The sequence below is a fragment of the Solidesulfovibrio sp. genome (assembly GCF_029978005.1).
GTDB lineage: Bacteria > Desulfobacterota > Desulfovibrionia > Desulfovibrionales > Desulfovibrionaceae > Solidesulfovibrio.
The window spans coordinates 1-18615 of sequence record NZ_JARKOZ010000018.1 but is presented as its reverse complement, the minus strand read 5'-3'; the positions used below and the strand labels follow the sequence as shown (position 1 = coordinate 18615).

The 18615-nt window shown below is 66.6% G+C and carries 21 protein-coding genes; 9 read left to right on the top strand and 12 right to left on the bottom strand.

Annotation, left to right across the window (positions count from 1 at the left end):
* Positions 1–32: 32 nt before the first annotated feature.
* Together Q1K70_RS02050 and Q1K70_RS02045 are read right to left on the bottom strand one after the other, a co-directional pair.
* Entirely contained in the window at positions 33–1496 is a 1464-nt protein-coding gene (locus Q1K70_RS02050) for a DUF4831 family protein (RefSeq protein ID WP_300155045.1), read from the bottom strand.
* 240 nt (positions 1497–1736) lie between these two features.
* Positions 1737–2501: a tetratricopeptide repeat protein gene (locus Q1K70_RS02045; protein WP_300155043.1), complete on the bottom strand. Its 765-nt coding sequence runs from the start codon at positions 2499–2501 to the stop codon at positions 1737–1739.
* Between the two features lie 485 nt (positions 2502–2986).
* On the opposite strand from Q1K70_RS02045, the gene Q1K70_RS02040 reads away from it, so the two are divergent.
* The 5 genes from Q1K70_RS02040 to Q1K70_RS02020 all read left to right on the top strand — a co-directional run bounded on the left by Q1K70_RS02040 (position 2987) and on the right by Q1K70_RS02020 (position 7124).
* Entirely contained in the window at positions 2987–3265 is a 279-nt protein-coding gene (locus Q1K70_RS02040) for an RNA-binding protein (RefSeq protein ID WP_300155040.1), read from the top strand.
* A 229-nt stretch (positions 3266–3494) separates the two neighbouring features.
* Positions 3495–4880 (top strand): FAD-dependent oxidoreductase, encoded by a 1386-nt coding sequence (locus Q1K70_RS02035; RefSeq protein WP_300155092.1) that lies wholly within the window; start codon positions 3495–3497, stop codon positions 4878–4880.
* Positions 4881–4965: 85 nt separating this feature from the next.
* Entirely contained in the window at positions 4966–6036 is a 1071-nt protein-coding gene (locus Q1K70_RS02030; RefSeq protein ID WP_300155089.1) for a Xaa-Pro peptidase family protein, read from the top strand.
* Positions 6033–6332 carry a DUF4911 domain-containing protein gene (locus Q1K70_RS02025; RefSeq protein ID WP_300155037.1) on the top strand — a complete coding sequence of 100 codons (300 nt, stop codon included), beginning with the start codon at positions 6033–6035 and terminating at the stop codon, positions 6330–6332. The genes Q1K70_RS02030 and Q1K70_RS02025 overlap by 4 nt, the downstream gene beginning before the upstream one ends.
* A 69-nt stretch (positions 6333–6401) precedes the next feature.
* Positions 6402–7124 (top strand): response regulator, encoded by a 723-nt coding sequence (locus tag Q1K70_RS02020; RefSeq protein WP_300155034.1) that lies wholly within the window; start codon positions 6402–6404, stop codon positions 7122–7124.
* Between the two features lie 154 nt (positions 7125–7278).
* On the opposite strand, the gene Q1K70_RS02015 is transcribed toward Q1K70_RS02020, so the two are convergent.
* The 4 genes from Q1K70_RS02015 to Q1K70_RS02000 all read right to left on the bottom strand — a co-directional run bounded on the left by Q1K70_RS02015 (position 7279) and on the right by Q1K70_RS02000 (position 10532).
* Positions 7279–7656 (bottom strand): response regulator, encoded by a 378-nt coding sequence (locus Q1K70_RS02015; protein WP_300155031.1) that lies wholly within the window; start codon positions 7654–7656, stop codon positions 7279–7281.
* Positions 7657–7770: 114 nt separating this feature from the next.
* Entirely contained in the window at positions 7771–8412 is a 642-nt protein-coding gene (locus tag Q1K70_RS02010) for a hypothetical protein (RefSeq protein ID WP_300155028.1), read from the bottom strand.
* A gap of 79 nt (positions 8413–8491) precedes the next feature.
* Complete coding sequence (locus Q1K70_RS02005) at positions 8492–9604, bottom strand: radical SAM/SPASM domain-containing protein (protein ID WP_300155025.1); 1113 nt, start codon at positions 9602–9604, stop codon at positions 8492–8494.
* Positions 9605–9704: 100 nt separating this feature from the next.
* Positions 9705–10532: a TatD family hydrolase gene (locus tag Q1K70_RS02000; RefSeq protein ID WP_300155023.1), complete on the bottom strand. Its 828-nt coding sequence runs from the start codon at positions 10530–10532 to the stop codon at positions 9705–9707.
* 67 nt (positions 10533–10599) lie between these two features.
* Here Q1K70_RS02000 and Q1K70_RS01995 point away from each other — a divergent pair, with 67 nt between their 5' ends.
* Positions 10600–12117, top strand: a complete 1518-nt coding sequence (locus tag Q1K70_RS01995; protein ID WP_300155021.1) for a mechanosensitive ion channel family protein — start codon at positions 10600–10602, stop codon at positions 12115–12117.
* A complete protein-coding gene (locus tag Q1K70_RS01990) occupies positions 12114–13196 on the top strand; it encodes a hypothetical protein (RefSeq protein ID WP_300155018.1) in 1083 nt (360 codons plus the stop codon). Before Q1K70_RS01995 ends, Q1K70_RS01990 begins: the two co-directional genes overlap by 4 nt.
* Before the next feature lie 63 nt (positions 13197–13259).
* On the opposite strand, the gene Q1K70_RS01985 is transcribed toward Q1K70_RS01990, so the two are convergent.
* Entirely contained in the window at positions 13260–14057 is a 798-nt protein-coding gene (locus Q1K70_RS01985; RefSeq protein ID WP_300155015.1) for an AraC family transcriptional regulator, read from the bottom strand.
* 154 nt (positions 14058–14211) lie between these two features.
* On the bottom strand, positions 14212–14604 hold the full coding sequence (locus Q1K70_RS01980; RefSeq protein ID WP_300155012.1) for a cupin domain-containing protein: 393 nt from the start codon (positions 14602–14604) through the stop codon (positions 14212–14214).
* Positions 14605–14759: 155 nt separating this feature from the next.
* Between Q1K70_RS01980 and Q1K70_RS01975 the strand changes: the two genes are divergently transcribed.
* Complete coding sequence (locus tag Q1K70_RS01975; RefSeq protein WP_300155010.1) at positions 14760–15221, top strand: CBS domain-containing protein; 462 nt, start codon at positions 14760–14762, stop codon at positions 15219–15221.
* Positions 15222–15232: 11 nt separating this feature from the next.
* Positions 15233–15406, top strand: a complete 174-nt coding sequence (locus Q1K70_RS01970) for a hypothetical protein (RefSeq protein ID WP_300155008.1) — start codon at positions 15233–15235, stop codon at positions 15404–15406.
* A 114-nt stretch (positions 15407–15520) separates the two neighbouring features.
* On the opposite strand, the gene Q1K70_RS01965 is transcribed toward Q1K70_RS01970, so the two are convergent.
* From Q1K70_RS01965 to Q1K70_RS01950, 4 genes are all read right to left on the bottom strand, one after another.
* The gene (locus Q1K70_RS01965) at positions 15521–16243 is read right to left on the bottom strand and encodes a hypothetical protein (RefSeq protein ID WP_300155005.1); all 723 of its coding nucleotides are present in this window, start codon (positions 16241–16243) and stop codon (positions 15521–15523) included.
* Between the two features lie 5 nt (positions 16244–16248).
* The gene (locus tag Q1K70_RS01960; protein WP_300155002.1) at positions 16249–17391 is read right to left on the bottom strand and encodes a hypothetical protein; all 1143 of its coding nucleotides are present in this window, start codon (positions 17389–17391) and stop codon (positions 16249–16251) included.
* A 233-nt stretch (positions 17392–17624) separates the two neighbouring features.
* Positions 17625–17945 carry a hypothetical protein gene (locus tag Q1K70_RS01955; RefSeq protein WP_300154999.1) on the bottom strand — a complete coding sequence of 107 codons (321 nt, stop codon included), beginning with the start codon at positions 17943–17945 and terminating at the stop codon, positions 17625–17627.
* Positions 17929–18615: metallophosphoesterase (locus Q1K70_RS01950; RefSeq protein ID WP_300154996.1), on the bottom strand; the 687-nt coding region annotated here is incomplete at its 5' end. The genes Q1K70_RS01955 and Q1K70_RS01950, both read right to left, overlap by 17 nt.

The following is an 18615-nucleotide window of genomic DNA, read 5'->3' as shown; positions in this document are numbered from 1 at the left end:
GCCGCCGCGACGGCCGGGGGCGGCGCGACGGGTCACTGCCCCGTCTGGAGCGACGTCTTGAGGTCGCGGATGTCCTTTTGCAGGGTGAGTTTTTCTTTTTCCTGCTTGAGCTTGGTGATCTCGTCATTGCTGGCGTAAATCGCCTGCACAAGAGAAACGCCCGCATCACCGAGCTTGCCCACCTGCTCCATGTCGATGGCCTTGTTCTCCGTGCCGATGGTTTTGATCGCCCCGGTGTCGGCGAAGAACTCGAAGGATATGGCGGAATCCGTGGAATGCATGGTCGTGGGCAGGGCCAGCAGCGCCCCCCACTGGGCGATGGGCAGAAGCTGCGGCTTCGACTTCGCTTCGCCGTTGGTGAAATACGCTTCCGCGAGCCCGGGCAACCTGTAGTACAGGCCCTTTTCCCCCTTCGGCTCGGCGTAGGAGGCCGCCCCGGAAACCGCCGTGGCCAGATCGTTGGGCGTCGGCTTGATGTGCAGGGAAACGACCGGTCCCTTTCCCACTCCGACGAGTCGCCGGGAGACATACGGCGACTTGCCGCCCTCGCTGAAATACTCCAGCGAATCCACCACGATCGTGTCATCCTCGATCGCGAAGAGCTTAATTTCGCCCTGCTTCAATTCCGCATCCGTCAGCACCCTTCTATACGTCAGCTTGACCGTCTTATTCAATTCACCATCACCAGTCTCGGCGGCGACATACGCATCGATGTCATCTATCCGTTTCTTGTAGGCGTCGAAGGAACGATCCACTCCTCCGGCATTGACGCCAAAAAGGACGTTCTCCTTCAGCCGCTTGAATCTGTTCCGCTCGCCCTCCTTCTTATTATATGCAGCCAAGGCATCGGTTCTCATTTTCCGGCATGCCGCCTTTCTGGCGGCAATGGCTTGCCGCTCAGCCGCGGCATTGTCCGCCTGCGCTTTCTTGGCGTCCGCCTCGCTTGGGGCCTGAGGTGCCGGCCTAGGAATTGGAGCCAAAAACGGGGTCGCAATACTCACGGCCGTCTTCACGACCTGCACGGTGAATTCCAGGGTCTTGTCCTTCGCCGAAAAACCGCCGGACACGATCATGCCCTTGTCGTTAAATTGCAGGTTCTTCTTGGCATCCTTCAAAAATGAGGAATCCAGGTCGATGTTGTAGACCCGATCCAGATCGGGAACGGGCTCGCCGGTCAAGGCGTATTCACCCACTTTAATGGACGTTGTCACAGGATGATTTTTACTTTGATAATACAATTTGCAATCGACGACTTCTTTTTCCTTCACTCCTGGAGACACAGAATCCAGCGAGGCGAATTCCAACGCGCCATTTTTCACGCTGACCGTTATCGGGATTTCCACGACGACTTGCGTCTTCGGCAAGACATAGACGAGCCCCATCTTCCCGTCTTTCACTTCGTCGATCGCCGTCACCTTGTTCACCTTCGTACAGCCCACCGCCAGCATCGAGACCACGATGAGAAGCAACAACGATCGCACCATTCTGGGTTCCATGGCCCGCCCTCCTTTGCTTTGGGCCATACCACGACAAGTGCAAAAGTAAATATAGATTTTTCGTAGCAGAACAAAAAAAACCACCCCCGCAACCGCAAAGAAGCAAGGATATATTTCTTACGCCACAAGAGGGGGATAGCATCATGCGCGACAGCCGCAACGATCCCGACCCAAACCGACGCCAGGAACATCGGCGAGAAAAAAGACGGCGCTGCAGGCGCGATGTGCGGCCCAGGCCGCCTACTCCGTATGCAGGCGGGTCACGGCCCCCAGCCCCTTCTCGGCCGCCTTCTTCATCTTGCCGGCGATCAGAAAGCCCGGATTGATGGCCAGGCAGCGCTCGGCCTCGGCGATGGCCGCGGCGAACTCGCCCAGTTCGTAATGGATGCGGCCCAGGTTGAAATGCAGGTTCTCGTCGGCCTCGGAGGCGACCAGCGCCTTCTGGTAATAGGCCCGGGCCATCTCCAGCAGCCCGTGCTTGCGCATGCGGATGCCGAACTCGTTGAACAGGAACTTGTTCTCCGGGCCGAAGGCCAGGTCGATGGACATGATCTTCTCGAAGATCTCCTTGGCTTCCTCCATCTTGCCGGCCGTCAGGTAGGCGTTGCCCAGGCCGAAGATGGCCCGCAGGTTCTCGGCGTCATACTCCAGGGCCTTCTGGAAGGAGGCCTCGGCCTTGTCCGTGCGCCCGGCCTCCAGATGCTTCTCGCCCTTGTCGAGCTCGGCCAGCATCGCCTCCATGCGCGGCTTGACCTGATTGTAGTAGATCAGCGGCTCGGGACGGTATTTCTCGAGGAACTCCTGCTCCGTCACCTTGGTGCGCTCGCCGCTCGGCACGCTGTTGGCGTTGAGCGCCTGAACCGATATGCCGGCCTCCGGCGTCTTCTCGGCGTAGTAGTACAGCACCCGCTCGCTTTCCTTGGTGGTGCCGCCGATCCCCACCTTGTAGGACTCCCGCACCGACACGGCCACGGCGAACCGTTCGGCTTCGTTCTTCTCGCCCATGCGCAACACCTCCCCGAGTCGGCCCGGACTCGCCTCGGCGTTTCCCTAGCAAAAAACGCCGGCATTGGCACCAAAGGCGCCCCGGTTCCTCCAAAGGCCGGACGATAGTCTTTCCAATAAGAGAACAGGCAAGCATTTCAGCGAGAAACAGGAGAAAAGAACATTTTTCCCTTGCCAGACGTATCATGATTCGATACGTTTTTTCATCTTCATCCAAAGACGTGACGCTACCGCTCGTGTCCACGGGAATTTGTCCTGCGCATGTGCAAACGGCACGCTTGGGGAGTCAACAGAGAGTGCGCGCCGACCGTTCATCGCCCCCACGCAGCTGCAGCCGACGGATGCACTCCGACTATCGGGCCATTCCGGCCACGCGGCCGATGGAATCGTCCAGGGAAGGAGCGTAGCCGGCGGTTCGTTGGCAAACCGACCTCCGTCTCGCTTCGGGATCGCATTGACGTCAACCGTTTGGGAGTCCGTGTCTCATGTCCAAGAACATCTACGTTGGCAACCTGCCTTTCCGCACCACCGAGGACAGCGTCCGCGATCTGTTCGGGCGCTACGGCGAAGTCCAATCCGTCAAACTGATTTCCGACCGCGAGACCGGCAAACCGCGCGGCTTCGGATTCGTGGAGATGGATGACGACGCCGCCGCCGACGAGGCCATCCGCGCTCTGGACGGCGCCGAGTTCGAGGGCCGCAGCCTCAAGGTCAACGAGGCCAAGCCGCGCGCCCCCCGGCCGCCCCGCCGTCCGGCCTGGTAAGCCCACCCGACACTCTTTCGCCTCCCGGAGCCGCCAGCCTTGCGCGGCTCCGGGAGCCCGGACGCCGTCTCCGGCGTTTCCTTCCCGTCGCGACTGATCTTTTCGCCACGCCGCGCCTCTCCTTCGTGTCCGCGCAACGCCTTTCGTGCGCGCCACGGCCAAACGACCGGCGCGCCTTTCCTCCCGGGCGCTTTTCTGCTACCGCTGCCCCGATCCCCAGGAGAAGCCCATGCACGTCAAATACCTGATCATCGGCGCCGGCCCCACCGGCCTCGGCGCGGCCTGGCGGCTGGCCGAACTCGGCCAGAACGATTTCCTCGTGCTCGAAAGCCACGACTACGTCGGCGGCCTCGCCGCCAGCTTCACCGACGCGGCCGGCTTCACCTGGGACGTGGGCGGCCACGTGGTCTTTTCCCACTACGAGGCCTTCGACAGGCTGCTTGCCACGCTCCTCGGCGACGACGTGCTGCGCCACCAGCGCGAATCGTGGATCCGCGCCGCCGGCGTCTTCGTGCCCTACCCCTTCCAGAACAACGTCCGCCGCCTGCCCCCGGAGCTCGCCTGGGAATGCGTGGAGGGCCTGCTCGAGGCCGGCCGGGCCGCGGCCGCCGGCGAGCGCAACGGCCCGCCGGCCCATTTCCGGGAATGGGTGGACCGGGTGTTCGGTCCGGGCATCGCCCGCCTGTTCATGGTCCCCTACAACTTCAAGGTCTGGGCCCATCCCGGCGAGGTCATGTCCCACCGCTGGATCGGCGAGCGCGTCTCCGTGGTCGACGCCGGCCGGGTCATCAAGAACATCATCCTCGGCCGCGACGACGTGGCCTGGGGGCCCAACAACACCTTCAGCTTTCCCCTTCGCGGCGGCACGGGCGAGATCTACCGCCGCCTGGCCGCCCGCTTCGCCGACCGGGTGCGCCTGTCCGCGCCCATGGCCGTGCTTAACGCGGCGGCCAGGACCGTGCGCACGGCCGACGGCGAAACCGTCACCTACGACCATATCCTTTCCACCATGCCCCTGGACAGGCTGGTCCTCGACGTCCTGGCCGACGCGACCCCGGCCATGGCCGAGGCCGCCGGCCGCCTCAAGCACAACGGCTCGGCCATCCACGGCCTCGGCTTCGCGGGAGCCCCGCCCGACCCCCGCTGCTGGATGTACTTCCCCGAATCCGACTGTCCCTTCTACCGGGTGACCAACTTCCACAACTATTCCTACAACAACACCCCGGACCCGGACGGGACGCGGCCCAGGAAGCGGGCCATCATGACCGAGACCAGCTACTCCGCCTACAAGCCCGAGGACCTGGACACGCTCGTGCCCCGCACCGTGCAGGGGCTGGTCGACACCACGCTCATCGCCCCCGGGGACGCGGACCGGCTGGTCTCCACCTGGGAGATGCGCGTGGACTACGCCTATCCCATTCCGTGCCTGGAGCGCGACGCCGCCCTGGCCGTGCTCCAGCCGGCGCTCGAGGCCCGGGGCGTCCAGTCCCGGGGCCGCTTCGGCGGCTGGAAGTACGAGGTGGGCAACATGGACCACTCCTTCATGCAGGGCGTGGAGTGGGCCCAGCGCATGATCGGCGAGGCTCCGGAGACGGTCTACACGCTCCAGCCTTGACGCCGCCGCCCCAATCCGCGATACCGGCCGGCCAGGGACTCCCGTCCCCAGCCACGCAAGGAGCGATCCCCCCGTGAACGACCCCATGGACACGGCCGTGTACGCGGCCCGACGCGACCGGCTGCGCGAACGCCTCGCCGCCGCCGGCCATGAAGCCCTGCTCGTCTCCCACGCCGCCAACCGGTTCTACCTGAGCGGCTTCGAACTCCACGACCCCCAGTGCAACGAGACCGCCGGCTACCTGTGCGTGGCCGCAAACGGCCGCGACGCGCTTTTCACCGACGCCCGCTACCGGGACGCCGCGCTGCGCCTGTGGCCGGCCAAGGACCTGTGCATCTACGGGGCCGGGCGCTTCGCCTCCATCGCCGACTTCCTCAAGGACCGGGGCATCACGCGCCTCGGCTTCGAACCCACGGGCCTTTCCTTCGACACCCACGCGCGGCTCGCCGAGCACATCGCCCTCACGCCCGCGGCCCAGGCCGTGGAGCCCCTGCGCCTGATCAAGGACGCCCGGGAGATCGAGCGCATGCGCTGCTCGGCCGCCGTGAACCACGCCGTCATGGACCGCCTGCCCGAGGTGCTCCTGCCCGGCCGCACCGAAGCGCAAGCCGCCTGGGAGATCGAAAAGCTCTTCCGGGAGCTCGGGGCCAGCGAACTGGCCTTCGCCCCCATCGTGGCCGTGGACGCCAACGCCGCCCTGCCCCACGCCATCCCCGGCGAGACCGTCATCCGCGACGAATGCCTGGTGCTCGTGGACGTAGGCGGCCGGCGCGACGACTACTGCTCCGACCAGACGCGCACGGTCTGGGTGGGCAGAAAGCCCCCGGAACGGTTCCTGCGGCTCCTCGACCAGGTGCGGCGCGCCCAGGCCGCGGTGCTGGCCGCCCTGCGTCCGGGCATGGCCTTCCGCGAGGCCTACGGCCTGGCCCGGGAGGTCTTCCTGCGCGAGGGCGTGGCCGAGCGGTTCACCCATTCCCTGGGCCACGGCATCGGGCTCGAAACCCACGAGGGCCCGAGCCTCAACCCCTCCTCGGAGGGAGCGCTCACGCCCGGCATGGTGGTCACGGTGGAGCCGGGATTGTACTACCCCGAATGGGGCGGCGCGCGCTGGGAGCACATGGCGCTCGTCACCGAGGACGGCTGCGTGACGCTATGAGGCGGCGCCCCCGGCGACAGCCGCCCTACCGCGCCCCCCAGGCCTCGGGGCGGCTCTACGTGCGCCTGGCCCCGCGCAACGTGGCCCTGCTCAAGTTCCTGCTGGAGGCCCACGACAACCTGGCCCTGCCCACGGTGGTGGACCGTTTCGCCGCCGTGGTGCGGCTCCTCTACGCTCCCGAGGCGGCCGCCGCCGTGGAGGCCTTCGTGGCCGACCTGGCGGTCATGTGCCCGGAAGCCGCGGTATGCCTGCGTCCCGGGCCCTTTCCGGTTGCCAACGCCTTCCCGGTCGCATAATTTCGGTCGAGACTCGTACGGTCCGGTGCGCGCCTTCCCGGCCCGGCAACCCGAACTTCGGTGAACGCCATGCCCACCGCCGTCTCCACCCTGCCGCGCATCCTCCTCGTGGACGACAACGTCGACAACCTGATGCTGATGCAGCTCTATCTCGGCGACGCCCCCTACCAGGTGGAGGTGGCCTCCAACGGACGCGAGGCCGTGGACAAGTTCGCGGCAGCCGCCTACGACCTCGTGTTCATGGACCTCGAGATGCCCATCCTCGACGGCTACGAGGCCAGCCGGGCCATCCGGGACATGGAGCGCCGGGCGGGGCGTCCGGCCGTGCCCATCCTGGTGCTCACGGCCCATGCCCTGGACGAGTTCCGCCAGCGCTGCGACGAGGCCGGCTGCACCGACTTTCTGACCAAGCCCGTGCGCAAGAACGCCGTGCTCGAAGCCGTGGCCAGATATCTGGGCGACGGCGGGCCCCCTCGCCGGCGGCCGGCCGCCGCTCCCGCCCCGGACGGGGAACTGGAGCTCCTGCGCCCGCTGCTGCCCATCTTCTTCGCGACCGCCGCCGCCACCCTGGACGGCGCGCGCCAGGCCCTGGACGCCGACGACCTGGAAACGGCCCGACGCCAGGGACACAAGCTCAAGGGCTCGGCCCTGTCCTACGGCTTCGAGCATCTGGGCCAGGCCGCCCTGGAGCTGGAGCGGGCCGGCGAGGACGGCGATGCCGACAAGGCCGCCGCCGCCCTGGACCGGGCCCTGGCCCTGCTGGCCGAAGCCCGCCGGGGCTTTGCGGACTGAAAGGCCGACGCGCCGCAAGGCTCCGGCACACGACCGGCAAGGATGCGGGGTTGCTCGGAAAGGGGCGGGGCGGCGGCGCGCCGGGACAGCTCGCGCCATGACGGCGGATGCGCCTTGCCTGCGGCAGGGAGCGGACCGCGGGACGTCGGGGCGCTCAGGCCTCGGGCGGACCGATCAGGGCGGCGGCCTTGAGCAGGAGGGTCGGGGCGTCGAAGGGCTTTTCCAGCACGTCGTCCGCGCCGAAGATGACGGCGTGGCCGAGCAGGTCCATGCCGATCTTGGCCGAACCGCCGGAAATGGCCATGACCTTGCAAGGCCGGGTCTGTTCCCGCAATTGCTGCAGCACCTCGAGCCCGTCCATCTCGGGCATGAAGATGTCGAGCACCACGAGGTCCGGCGGCTGCTCGACGATCCGCCGCATGGCCTGACGGCCGTCGCCGGCCTCGGCCACGCCGTAGCCCGCGCCTTCCAGATAGAGTCGCAGGAGAGCGCGGATGCTCGGGTCGTCGTCAACCACCAGTACCAGCTTCACGGGAGCGTCTCCGGCTGCGGTTGCGCGGCGCGGCGGCGCCGCTTTCTTCCAGCCTATAGGCCCGGGGTCGCCGGGCGTCAAGACGGGGACGTCCCGGGCGTGTGACGGCGCGCCTTACGCGAAATCGTACATGTCGAGCAGCTTGCCGTCAGGGCCGACGAGCAGCGGGTCGATCATGTTCTTGCCCCGCGACTGGCCGGTCTCCATGGACAGGGTGCGGCCGTCGTAGGCGAGCCCGGCCACAAGCGCCTCCTCGCAGTAGAGGTCGGTCAGGCGCTCGACGCGCACGGCGAGCTTTTCGGGGTCGAAGGGCCCTTCGAAGTCGGGCAGGGAAAAATGCATCTCGCCCTTGTCCACCGCGCCGAGCAGGCACAGCACCTCGTTTTCGCCGAGGCGCGACAGGAAGTCGTCCAGGCGGGGCCGCTCCTCGACCACGGCCAGCCCGCCCACGGCCAGGGTCCGCGGGCCTTGGCCGGCATCCACGCCAAGGGTCAGGCCGTGCTCGTAGCAGGCTCCGGTCCGGTGCAGGAATTTCGGGGCCGACAGCCAGCCGTTCCAGGCAAGCCCCAGGTCTTCGGCGTATTTGGCGGCCAGGCGTTCGTCGAAATAGAGCACGCCCCGGAAGCAGTTGCCCGCGAAATAGGGCGTGTTGTTCTTGCCCCAGCAGTGGCGGTAGATCTTGCGCACGAAGTCCCGCGACAGCGAGGTCACGATGATCTGGTCGATGTCGCCGTGGGTGGTGATGTGAAGGGCCATGCGGTGCGTCTCCCGGGTTTTCTGGTGGATTGCCGCGAGACACTACCCTCGGCCGGCTTTTTGGGCAACCGGGCGGCCCTCAGCCGCGGGGAAAGGCGAACCAGGGCAGGTCCTGCGAAACCCCTCGTTCGCGCAGGATCGCGGCCACGAGCCCCGGGTCGTGCACGGTCAGCAAGGGCTTGATGCGCTCGGAGGTCAGAGCCAGGCAGCGGGAGCAGAAGGCGTGCACGGGCCTGAATTCCCGGAAGCCCCGGCGGATGCGTTCCATCTCCGGGCCGCGCCAGAAGGCGGCCAGGTCCGTTTCGGGCGTGAGCCTGCCGGCCACGGCCCGGGCGGCCGGATCGCAGCAGCAAAAGGCCGCCCCGCCGTCGGCCTGCACGGAGAGCATGGTCCAGCAGGAATCGCAGTAGCCCCCGGGCGTCGCCGGCTCGGGCAGGTCGGTGAAGGCGTCGTAGGAATTGGGCATGATCTTGGTCGGCTGCACTTCCAGGCGGCAGTCGCCGGCCTCGAAAAGGACCAGGGGGGCGCGGGCGGCGATGCGCTCCAGGGCCTCCTTGGGATCGAGGGCGTCGAAGGCGGAGGCCAGGTCCAGACGCTCGGCCAGAAGCCTGGCCTTGCGCAAGATGCCGTCGACGTCGGCGATCTTCTTGTCGTAGGTCAGGTCGCCCCGGAAGATGGAATAGTCGGCGATCTGGACGGACAGCCTGCCGGGGACCCGCTTGTCGAGGCGGTGGCGGAAAAAGGCCAGCAGGCGTTTCTGGTAGGCGTCGAAGGAGAGCTTCGCGCCGCGGTGCGCGAAGTCCGCCTCGTCGGCGCTGTAGCTGACCAGGAGGTTCATGGGCAGGTCGTAGGCGGCGCGGCGGATGGCCAGGCCGTTGGTGGCGCTCTGGAAGGTCGAGCCCTTGTCGTGGACGTGGCGGACGAGCTCCTCGATGCGCGGGTGCAGGAAGGGCTCGTAGGTCTGGCCGAAGCTCAAGGCCCAGCCGTTGCCCAGGGTCTGGTCGATGAGGCTTTTGGCCAGCGCCACGTCCATGTCCCGGCGGGGCGGATGGACGTTTCGGGTGGAGCAATAGGCGCAGGCCAGGTTGCACACGTTCGTGGGGGCCACGAGCACGGCCGGCCGCTCCAGCCGCCGTTCGAGGCCCTGCCTGTACCTGGGATCCGTAACGAGTTTTTCCTTGAGCCCATCCACCGTCAACGCCCTCCCTGTGCCTTGGGACCGTCGGTTCGCCGTCGCCCGAGGGCGATTTCGCTTTTCAAGCAATAATCATGCAATGCCGCGAAGGGAAACGTTACAGCCCGAACACCCGGCGGGCGTTGTCGCCCGTGGCGCGCCAGACCTCGGCCGGGTCGCGGCCCAGGAGCTCGGCCACGCGCAGGCAGGTGAAGGCCAGAAAGGCCGGCTCGTTGCGCTTGCCCCGCCAGGGCTCGGGCGCGAGGTACGGCGAATCCGTCTCGAGAAGCAGCCGATCGAGGGCCATGCCGGCCACCGCCTCGGCCAGGGCCGTGTTCCTGGCGTAGGTCACCGGGCCGGGGACCGAGACGTGCCAGCCGCGCGAGAGGATCTCCCCGGCCAGGGCCGCGTCCCCGCCGAAGCAGTGCCACACCAGGGCGCGGTCGCGAAAGCCCATGTCGTCGAGCACGGCCAGGGTGTCGGCTGCGGCGTCGCGGCTGTGGACGACGGCCGGCACGCCGAGCTCCCGGGCCAGGGCCAGCTGGTCGCGAAAAATCCTTTTTTGCGCCTCGGCCGTGGCGGCGTCCCAGTAGTAGTCGAGGCCGATCTCGCCGACCGCCCGCAGACGGGCGTCGGCGGCGAAGGCCTCGGCCATGGCTGCCACGTCGCCCGGAGCCGCCCCTCCCGCGTCGCAGGGATGCACGCCGAGGAGAAAAAACACCTCTGGCCGGTCGGCGAACATCGCCCGATGGGCGCGGTAGGCCGCCGGGCCGAGAAACACGTTGCCGACGCGGGAAACGCCGGCCGCCGCCGCCCGGTCCAGGACCGCGCCGACCCCCTCCTCGTCGTATTCGCCCATGTCCAGGTGGGCATGGCTCTCCACGCCCCCGGGCGGCAGGCCGAGGCTTGCCGGATCGGGGCGCGGGCGCGACTTCTTCTTGGACAACGCCGTTGCCTCCTTGTGTTTTCCGCCCCGCGTTGACGCCGGGACGCTGGCGACGTAAAAAGGCAGGATGCCGCAAGGAAGCGATCCGTCCCTTCTGCCCGACTTCGCCAGCTTCTCCGGTTCCCTCGCCGACGCCAGCGCCCAGACCGTGGGCGTGGGCCTGCGGCTGGCCGGATTCGCGGCGGGGTTTCTGGCCGTGGCGGCGCTGCTGTCGCTCCTGCGCCGCCGGGGCGTGCTGAGCCGCCCCCTGGCCGGCCTGCTGCGCTGGCTGGCGGGACTGGGACTCGTCCGCCTGCTCGAGGCCGTCCTGCCCGCCTCCGTCGCCGCAGAGGGCCGGGCGGCCTTCACCGTGGCCTACCTGGCCATGGCCTTCATGGCCGCCTGCCAGGCCGTGGACTACCTCTACCTCAAGCTGGCCGCGGCGCGCCCGGACGGCGGACGCGGCCGCCACATCCTCCAGGACCTGCTCAAGTTCTGCATCCTGGCCGTCATCGTCGGCACGGGCCTGCGCCAGCTCACCGACATCCAGATCGGCTCCATCCTGACCTCGTCGGCCATCCTCACGGCGGTCATCGGCCTGTCCATGCAGGACACCATCGGGAGCCTCTTTTCCGGCCTGCTCCTGCAGGTGGAAAAACCGTTCCACGAAGGCGACTGGATACGCGCCGGCGACGTCGAGGGCAAGGTGAGCGAGGTCACCTGGCGCTACACCAAGGTCGTCACCCTGGACAACAACGAAGTCCTTTTGCCCAACAACGCCGTGGCCAAGGACCGGCTCGTCAACTACAACCGGCCGACCTGCTCCCTGCGCCAGATCCTCTACGTGCCGGCCCCGCCGGACGCGCCGCCGGTCAAGGTCAAGACGGCCATCCAGACGGCCCTGTCCCGGGCCGAGGGAGTGTCGAAAATCCCGCCGCCCCTGGTCAGGCTCCATGAAATCCAGGCCGACCGCCTGGTCTATTCGGCCGCCTACACCATCACCCGCTTCGACGGCCGGCTGGCCGCCGCCGATGCCGTGCTTTCGGGCGTATGGTACCAGTTCCTGGAACGCGACATCGAGATTCCGGCCCCCACCCGGCGCGTGTTCATGGACGCGCCCGACCCGCAGCGCGGCCGGCCCGAGGGGCTCGCCGCCCTAAGCGACGTGGAACTCCTGGCCGGCATGACCGACGCCGACCTGGAGATGCTGGCCCGGGCCTCGGTGGTGCGCGGCTTCGCCCCGGGCCAGACCATCGTGGCCAAGGGCGAGGGCGGCACGACCATGTGCTTCATTCTCTCGGGTCAGGTCGCGGTCGTCATCGGCGACCGGGAGGTGGCCCGACTGTCCGCCGGCCAGATCTTCGGCGAGATGGCGCTTCTCACCGGCGAGCCGCGCCAGGCCGACGTGCGGGCCGTGGAACAGACCCGCTGCCTGGAGGTCGACCGCGAGGGCTTCCGCATGGTCCTGGCCCGACACCCCGAAATCATCGACCGGGTGCGGGCCATCTTTTCCGCCCGCGCCGCCGCCAACCGCAGCGCCGCCGCCCCCGAGGCCGCGGACGAGGCTCTCAACCTTTTCGCCCGCTTCTGCAAGTTGTTCCTATGACCCAATGCCCCTGTCCCACCGGCCGGCCCGTTCCGGCCGCCCTGGCCCTCGGCTTCGGCGGCGCGGCCATGGCCTGCCTGCTGGCCCGCGAACTCCTGCTGGCCTGCGGCGACGCCCCGGCCATGGGTCTGGCCCTGGCCCTGCTGCCCTTGTGCCTGGCCGCCGGAGTGCGCCTGGCCCCGCGCCTGGCCGCCGGACGCGACCCGGCCGACCTGCTCGCGCCCGCGCTCGGCCTGCTGGCCGTGTGTTTGCCGCTTTCCCTGCTGGTTTTCCGCGCCCTGCGGCCGGTCCTGGCCGCCGTGGCCGCCGGCCCGGCTTTCGCCCTTTTCGCCGGGGTGGTCGCTTTTGTTCCCCTGGGCTTGGTGCTCGGTGCGGGGATCGCCCTGACGGGGAGGGTCGAGACGCGCCGGACGGCCCCGTCGCGCCTGTCGCCGACGGCCGGACTGGCCCTGGGCGCGGCTCTGGGAGCTTTTTTCGTGCAGGCCGTGGTCCTGCCCAAGCTCACGCCCTTAAACGGCAGCCTCGACGCCGCCATCGGCTGCTGCGTGGCCGGGGTGCTCTGCGCCGCCGGCGCGCCGGACGGCCGGCGCATGGAGACCTGGCTGTCGCTTTTGGCCGTCTGCTTCGTGGTGGTCCTGCCGCTTTCGGGGATCATCGACGAGCGGCTGGCCGTCTTCGAATGGGGCCGCGCCGCCGAGGCGCTTCCGACCGCGCCCCTGCCCGGGACGCTGGCGGCCAAGGGGCTTACGGCCGTGCTCCTGGCCTGCGCCCCCCTGGCCGCGGCGGGTCTGGCCGGCGTGCTGCTGTGCGCCGGGACGGGAGACGGCGGGCGGGCCACGGCCGCTTCCCTGGGAGCGGGCCTGGCCGACGCGGCCGTGCTGCTCGGCCTGCTCTTCGCCTTCGCCGCCTCGGGCGGCGGCCTCTTCGACTTCCTGCCGGCCCTGGTCGCGGCCTACGCCGCCGGCCAAACCCTGGCCCTTGTCCGCGACAGGAAGACGCTCCCTCCCCTCGCGCCCCCGCTTCCCCTGCTCCTCGGCCTGTCCCTGGGCCTGGCCCTGCCCTCGCTGCTCCTGTTCTGACCCCATACGGGAGGTCCAGGAGGGGGAGGTCCCCCTCCTGGCCGCCGGAGGCTCTCCCCCCTTTTATTCCCCCTCCCTCCTGTACCGGCCGGGCGGCACGCCCATGCGGCGGCGGAAGTGGCGGGAGAGGTGGCTCTGGTCGCAAAAGCCGGCGGCCAGGGCGGCCTCGGCCAGGGGTTCGCCCGCGCCGATGCGGGCGGCGGCCAGGGCCACCCGGCGCGACAGCAGGTATTCGCCGGGCGGCAGGCCGAGGTCGCGCCGAAAAAGGCGCTCCAGGCGAAAGGGCCCCACGCCGGCGGCGGCGGCCAGATCGGCCAGGCTGACCGGGGCGTCCGGCGCGGCGTCCACCACGGCCATGGCGGCGCGGATGGCCGGATGGAGCTCGGGCAGCGGCCCGGCGCGCAGGTCGAGCACCTCGCACAAGGCGGCGAAGCGCCCGGCCGCCTCGGGCCGGCCGGCGGCCAGGGTCTCGGCCACATCCTCGAGCAGCGCCGCCGCGTCGGGATCGCGCCAGGAGCGCAGCCGGACGCCGGCCGGGACATCGACCCGCCGGTGGGGCGAAAAGCATTCGGGAGAAGCGACCAGGACCAGGTAGCCGTGGCCGGACGCCCCCCAGGGGGAGCAGGCGTGGGCCACGCCTGGCGGGATGACGAAGCCCTCGCCCGGCGCGATCAGCCACTGGCCGCCGTCGACCTCGATGCGCCGGCCGCCGGACAGGCACAGCCCCACCACGGTGCGGGCGTGGGCATGGCGGACGATGTCCGCGGCCACGCCCAGGCCGCGCACGGCCTCGAGCCCGGGCACGGCCGGATGCCGCGTCACGGCGAGCCAGGCCTCGGCCCGGCCTTGATCCTTGCCCATCGCTCCCGCTCCTTGCGCGCCGCCCCCCGGGACCGGCCGGCGGCGTCCCCGCCCCGGGATACCGGCGCCTGGCCGGGAAGACAAGCCGGCCCGCGCGCCTTGTGAAGGCGCTACGCCCGGGAAACGCACGCAGGCGCGTTTCCCGGGCGCAGCATCAGAGCAGGGCCGGGAAGAACTTGGCGAAAAAAATCAGGCCCTCCGGCCCGGCCGTGACCTCGTGGACCACGCCCTGGGGCACGACGGTGGTCACCCCCGGCAGGTAGGTCAGACGCTCCCCGGAGACCCCGGCCTCGCCCGAGCCGGCCAGCACCTCGTGCAGCTCCCACTGGCCTTCGTGGATGTGGCCGGCCAGGCCCTTGCCGGGCTCCAGGCGCACCAGGTGGCAACTGAGCGCCCCTTGCGTGTCCTCGCCGCGCACCAGGTGCTTGAGCGCCACGCCCTCGTAGGCGGGATGGGGGTTCCAGGGCAGTTCGCCGGCGTCGCGCGCGCCGGACGGGACGTTGACCGTGCGGCCGCAAAGCAGCATGGCATCGGCATCGGATTTCATGACGCACCTCCTTGCGTTTCGCCCACCCTGCCACGGACCGGCCCGGGATTCTTGGACGATCTTGCAGACCCGGGCCGATTCCCCTTTACGGCGGCGCGGCCCGTTGGTAAGGTTGAAGTACTTTTTTTCACAAACCACAGGACATGGGTTACGGCATGCTCATCTCCGACATCATGCGCACGACGCTCATCAAGGTCCGTCCGGAAGCGCCCATCGGCAACGTGCTCATCTGGTACGGCGGCATGGCCCACGTATTTCGCAACACCTACGTGGTGGACCACTGCGACCGGCTGCTCGGCGTGGTGACCATCCACACCTTCCTGTCGGTCATCGTGCCGCCCACCGTGACCGCCCGGGCCAAGGCCGGGGAGCTCGACGGCCGCGAGGAACTGCTCGACGCCCTGCGCCAGAACATGGGCACGCTTTCCGACACCCCCGTCGGCACCCTCATGGACGCGGACTATCCCTTCGCCCACCCCGAGGACCTGTTCGTCATGGCCAACGAGCTGATCGTGGAAAAGGGCATCAACGCCCTGCCCGTCATCGACCCCAACGGCGTGCTGGTGGGCGAGATCACCCGCCGCATGATCCTGCACTTCCTGGTGCAAAACCTGTAAGGAACCCCGTCATGCGAAGCCTTTCCTTCCTGGCCGGCCTGGCCCTGGTCCTGTGCTGCGCGCTTTTCGCCCTGGCCAAGGCCGCGCCGGCCGACGCCCTGTCCGCCTACGGCGACCGTGTCCTGACCGCGCCCCAGAGCTGCCTGGGCTGCGAATGCAAGGTCCTGGGCTGCGGCTGCGGCTGATCCCAGACGCGTCAGCCTCGAACGTAACGCCTCCGGCAGCCGGCCAGCAACGCCCCGGCATCCATATCGATTATTCGCAAACGGCATGCCGCCGCGCCGGCGGCCCGGAAAGGCTCACTCGCCCCCGGGCTCGGTCGCGGCGCTGACGGAAAATCCCGGCAGTTCGGCCTCCCCGGCCGGGCGCTCGGACAGGATGTCCAGGCGCGGCCCCCCTTCGCGGCTCGGGCGCAGGGCGAAGACGCGCCTCGCCTGGCCGGCGAAATGGTCCACCGGGTGGTGGCTGATGTAGAGCACCTGCAGGTCGAGGCGCTCGGCGATGGCGGCGATCAGGCGCACGAAGCCGGGCACGAGGTCGGGCCGCAGCCAGCAGTCCTGCTCGTCGAGGACCAGAAACGGCCGGTGCGCGGCCGGGTCCAGCCGGGACAGGGCGATCAGGCGCAGGCCCACGGACAGGATGTTGCAGACCGAGCCGCCCTGGCCGGTGAGGATGTCCTCGGTGCGGCCGTCCTGCTCCATCTCGAACTCGATGCACAGCCGGTTGTTTTTGACTTCCCGGCGCGAGACGACCTTGCGGTCCTGGCCGAGGATCTCGCGCACGGCATGGGTGAGATCGGTTTCGACCTCGTCGAGGACCTCGCCGAAGAGTTCCCGGGTGAGCTCCTCCAGGCGCGCCGCCACCCGGGGCGACAGCTCCAGGAAGTCCGCCGCCGCGCCGAGGGCCTGCCGGGCGTCGAGGTGCTCGCGCACCCTTCCCTCGGCCACGCCCGACAGCCGGTCCAGGCGGCGCGTCAGCTCCCGGCGCATTTCGCCTAAACTCTCTCGCTCACTAGCAGACATACTACTCAACTTTCAGCGCGAACACTATCAGCATCCAGTGTAAGTTTATAAGTCACCCCACCAACAATCCCGCTTATCCACGTACTTATCTCCAGTTTAACGACGCACATTGAGACTTTCTCTTCATATTCTACTTTTCTATTTAATGCATCGACAAGGCCGGGCATGGCAGCAGAATCGAGTGCTACATTCACAAGGACAAAAACACACTCTTTAAACAGAGGATAACCACTCTCTATCATGCTTTTATTATGTGCATTAAAAATAATTTTTAATTTCCTAACCTCATTCTCAACACCTTCAGCATAATACGAGATATTGTCGGCCAACAATTCATCATTAACTGGGAGCATCGAAGAGCTAGCCCCCCAATCCCCCGCACAAATTTCTTTGTAAAATCCTGTTTTTAGCCCTTTCGTTGCCAAAAAATCTCCCACACTTGCAGGATTCCAACCTGTCTGGTTTTTTTTGGATTGCATTGATTGACGAGCCAACCGTCTAATTCTTTTTATAGATTTCGTAATTCCTTCAATATCGGAAGTATCTTGACAATGAATATCACTCAGCCATCTATTCAACATTCCAATGTCAAGTAAAAAATCTTTAAAAACTAGGAATTTTGCCCGAGATAAAATTGACCTATCTCTAATAAATACTCTCATTCTAGCAAATGCAGCCTCATACTTGCAATACACTGAAAATGCAAACAGAAATGGAATATAAAATACTGTCAACAAAGGTGTCACAATAAAATCATTCAATAACAATCCGTTTATTTCGTTACGAAAATTCATCACAATACAAGCCATAGAATAAATTATGAACATTATTCCAATAAAGAACAGAGCCAACCCACCAAAGTATTCAACTTTCTTATATCCATCTTTCACAGATACACTATACATAAAACTAAGAAATAAAATTATTGGAACGGACGCAATCTCTAAAGGCAAGGGCAAAACATATCTAGAAGTCAAAAACTGTATGACAGCTTCAATCCTTACGCTGCTAAAAACAAGGTTCTTAAAATCAATATTATCAGAATTCGCATGCTTTATAAAATTAAAAACTCCAAAGAACACTACCCATATAGCAACATCCTTTACCTGAGAAATGTTAAATATGTTAAACCTTGAGAGCAAAAGCAATACTACTCCGACATATATAAAAAAGAATATCAAAACCAAAGCAAATGTCGGATGAAAAAGACACTTTAGCATGCCATAAATACATGTTAAAAATTTCTTTCTCCTCGAATTAAACAAAATGCAACCCAAAAATACACTCATCCATAACAAAATCGCGATATCTCGATTTGTTACTATATTCACATCACACTCGAACCACTGCGTTTTTTTGCGAACTCATTCTGAGCATATTATTACTCCTCGAACTCCCGTTCCACGGCCGCCAGGTCGCGGCGCACGCCGGAAATATGTTCGCGGTATTCGGCCACCAGGCGGGCGTTTTCCGCGCGCATGCCCTCGAGCAGAGCGGCCAGCTCCGCCGGGTCGGCCGTGCCGTATTCGGCCCGGGCCCGGGCCTCCAGCTCGTCGAGTTGCCGGGTGAGGTTGGCCAGGTTCTGCTCGGCCCGGACCTTGTCGTCCCGTAAGCGCTCGTAGGCGGCCTTGAGTTCGGCCAGCTCGCGCTGGGCGGCGGCGTCGGCCTCGGCGGCGCGCGGCCTGTCATTCGTCGGCGGCATGGGTGACCTCCCGGTACAGTTCCCAGATGACGTCCGTCTCGGGGTTTTCGGGGTTCAGGTTGGCGCGCAGGAACTCCCCGAGCCCCGCCCCCTCGCGGGTGCGCCGCCAGGCCAGCCGGGCCAGCCCCTCCAGGAAGCGCGACTCGCCGGCGGGCGCGGCCTCCTCCTCGGGCGGGAACTCCTGGTCCGGAAAGACCTCCGCGAAGGGACGGTGGGGAACGGGCCAGATTTCGAGGTCCGCCGCCCCGGGCCGCCACGCGGCGGCGGCCGGGACGCGCTCCCTGGCGCGGCGGCTAAACTGCAAGCGCGTGATGTTGCCGGGGTTGGCCCAGCGGGTGCGCCCGGCGACCACCGTGGGCTGGGGTCGGTGGATGTGGCCGTTGACCACCCAGTCGAGGCCGGGAATCTCCCGGATCTTCACGTGCTTGTCCAGGAAATCCGGAAAACCCACGTTGTGGTGGGCGAGCCACAGGCTCTCCTCGCCCGGGGCCGTCTCCACGCTGGCCGGCAGGGGCGCGCCGTCGGGCGAGGCCCCGAGCACGGCCGTGCCCGTGGGCGAGACCAGCCTGGCGAAAAGCCCGGGCGCGTCGAGCACGCGCGCCGCGCCGGCGGCGGCCAGCACGGCCAGCGAGGGGTCGGCGGTGAAGCGCGCCGGGTACTTGTCGTGGTT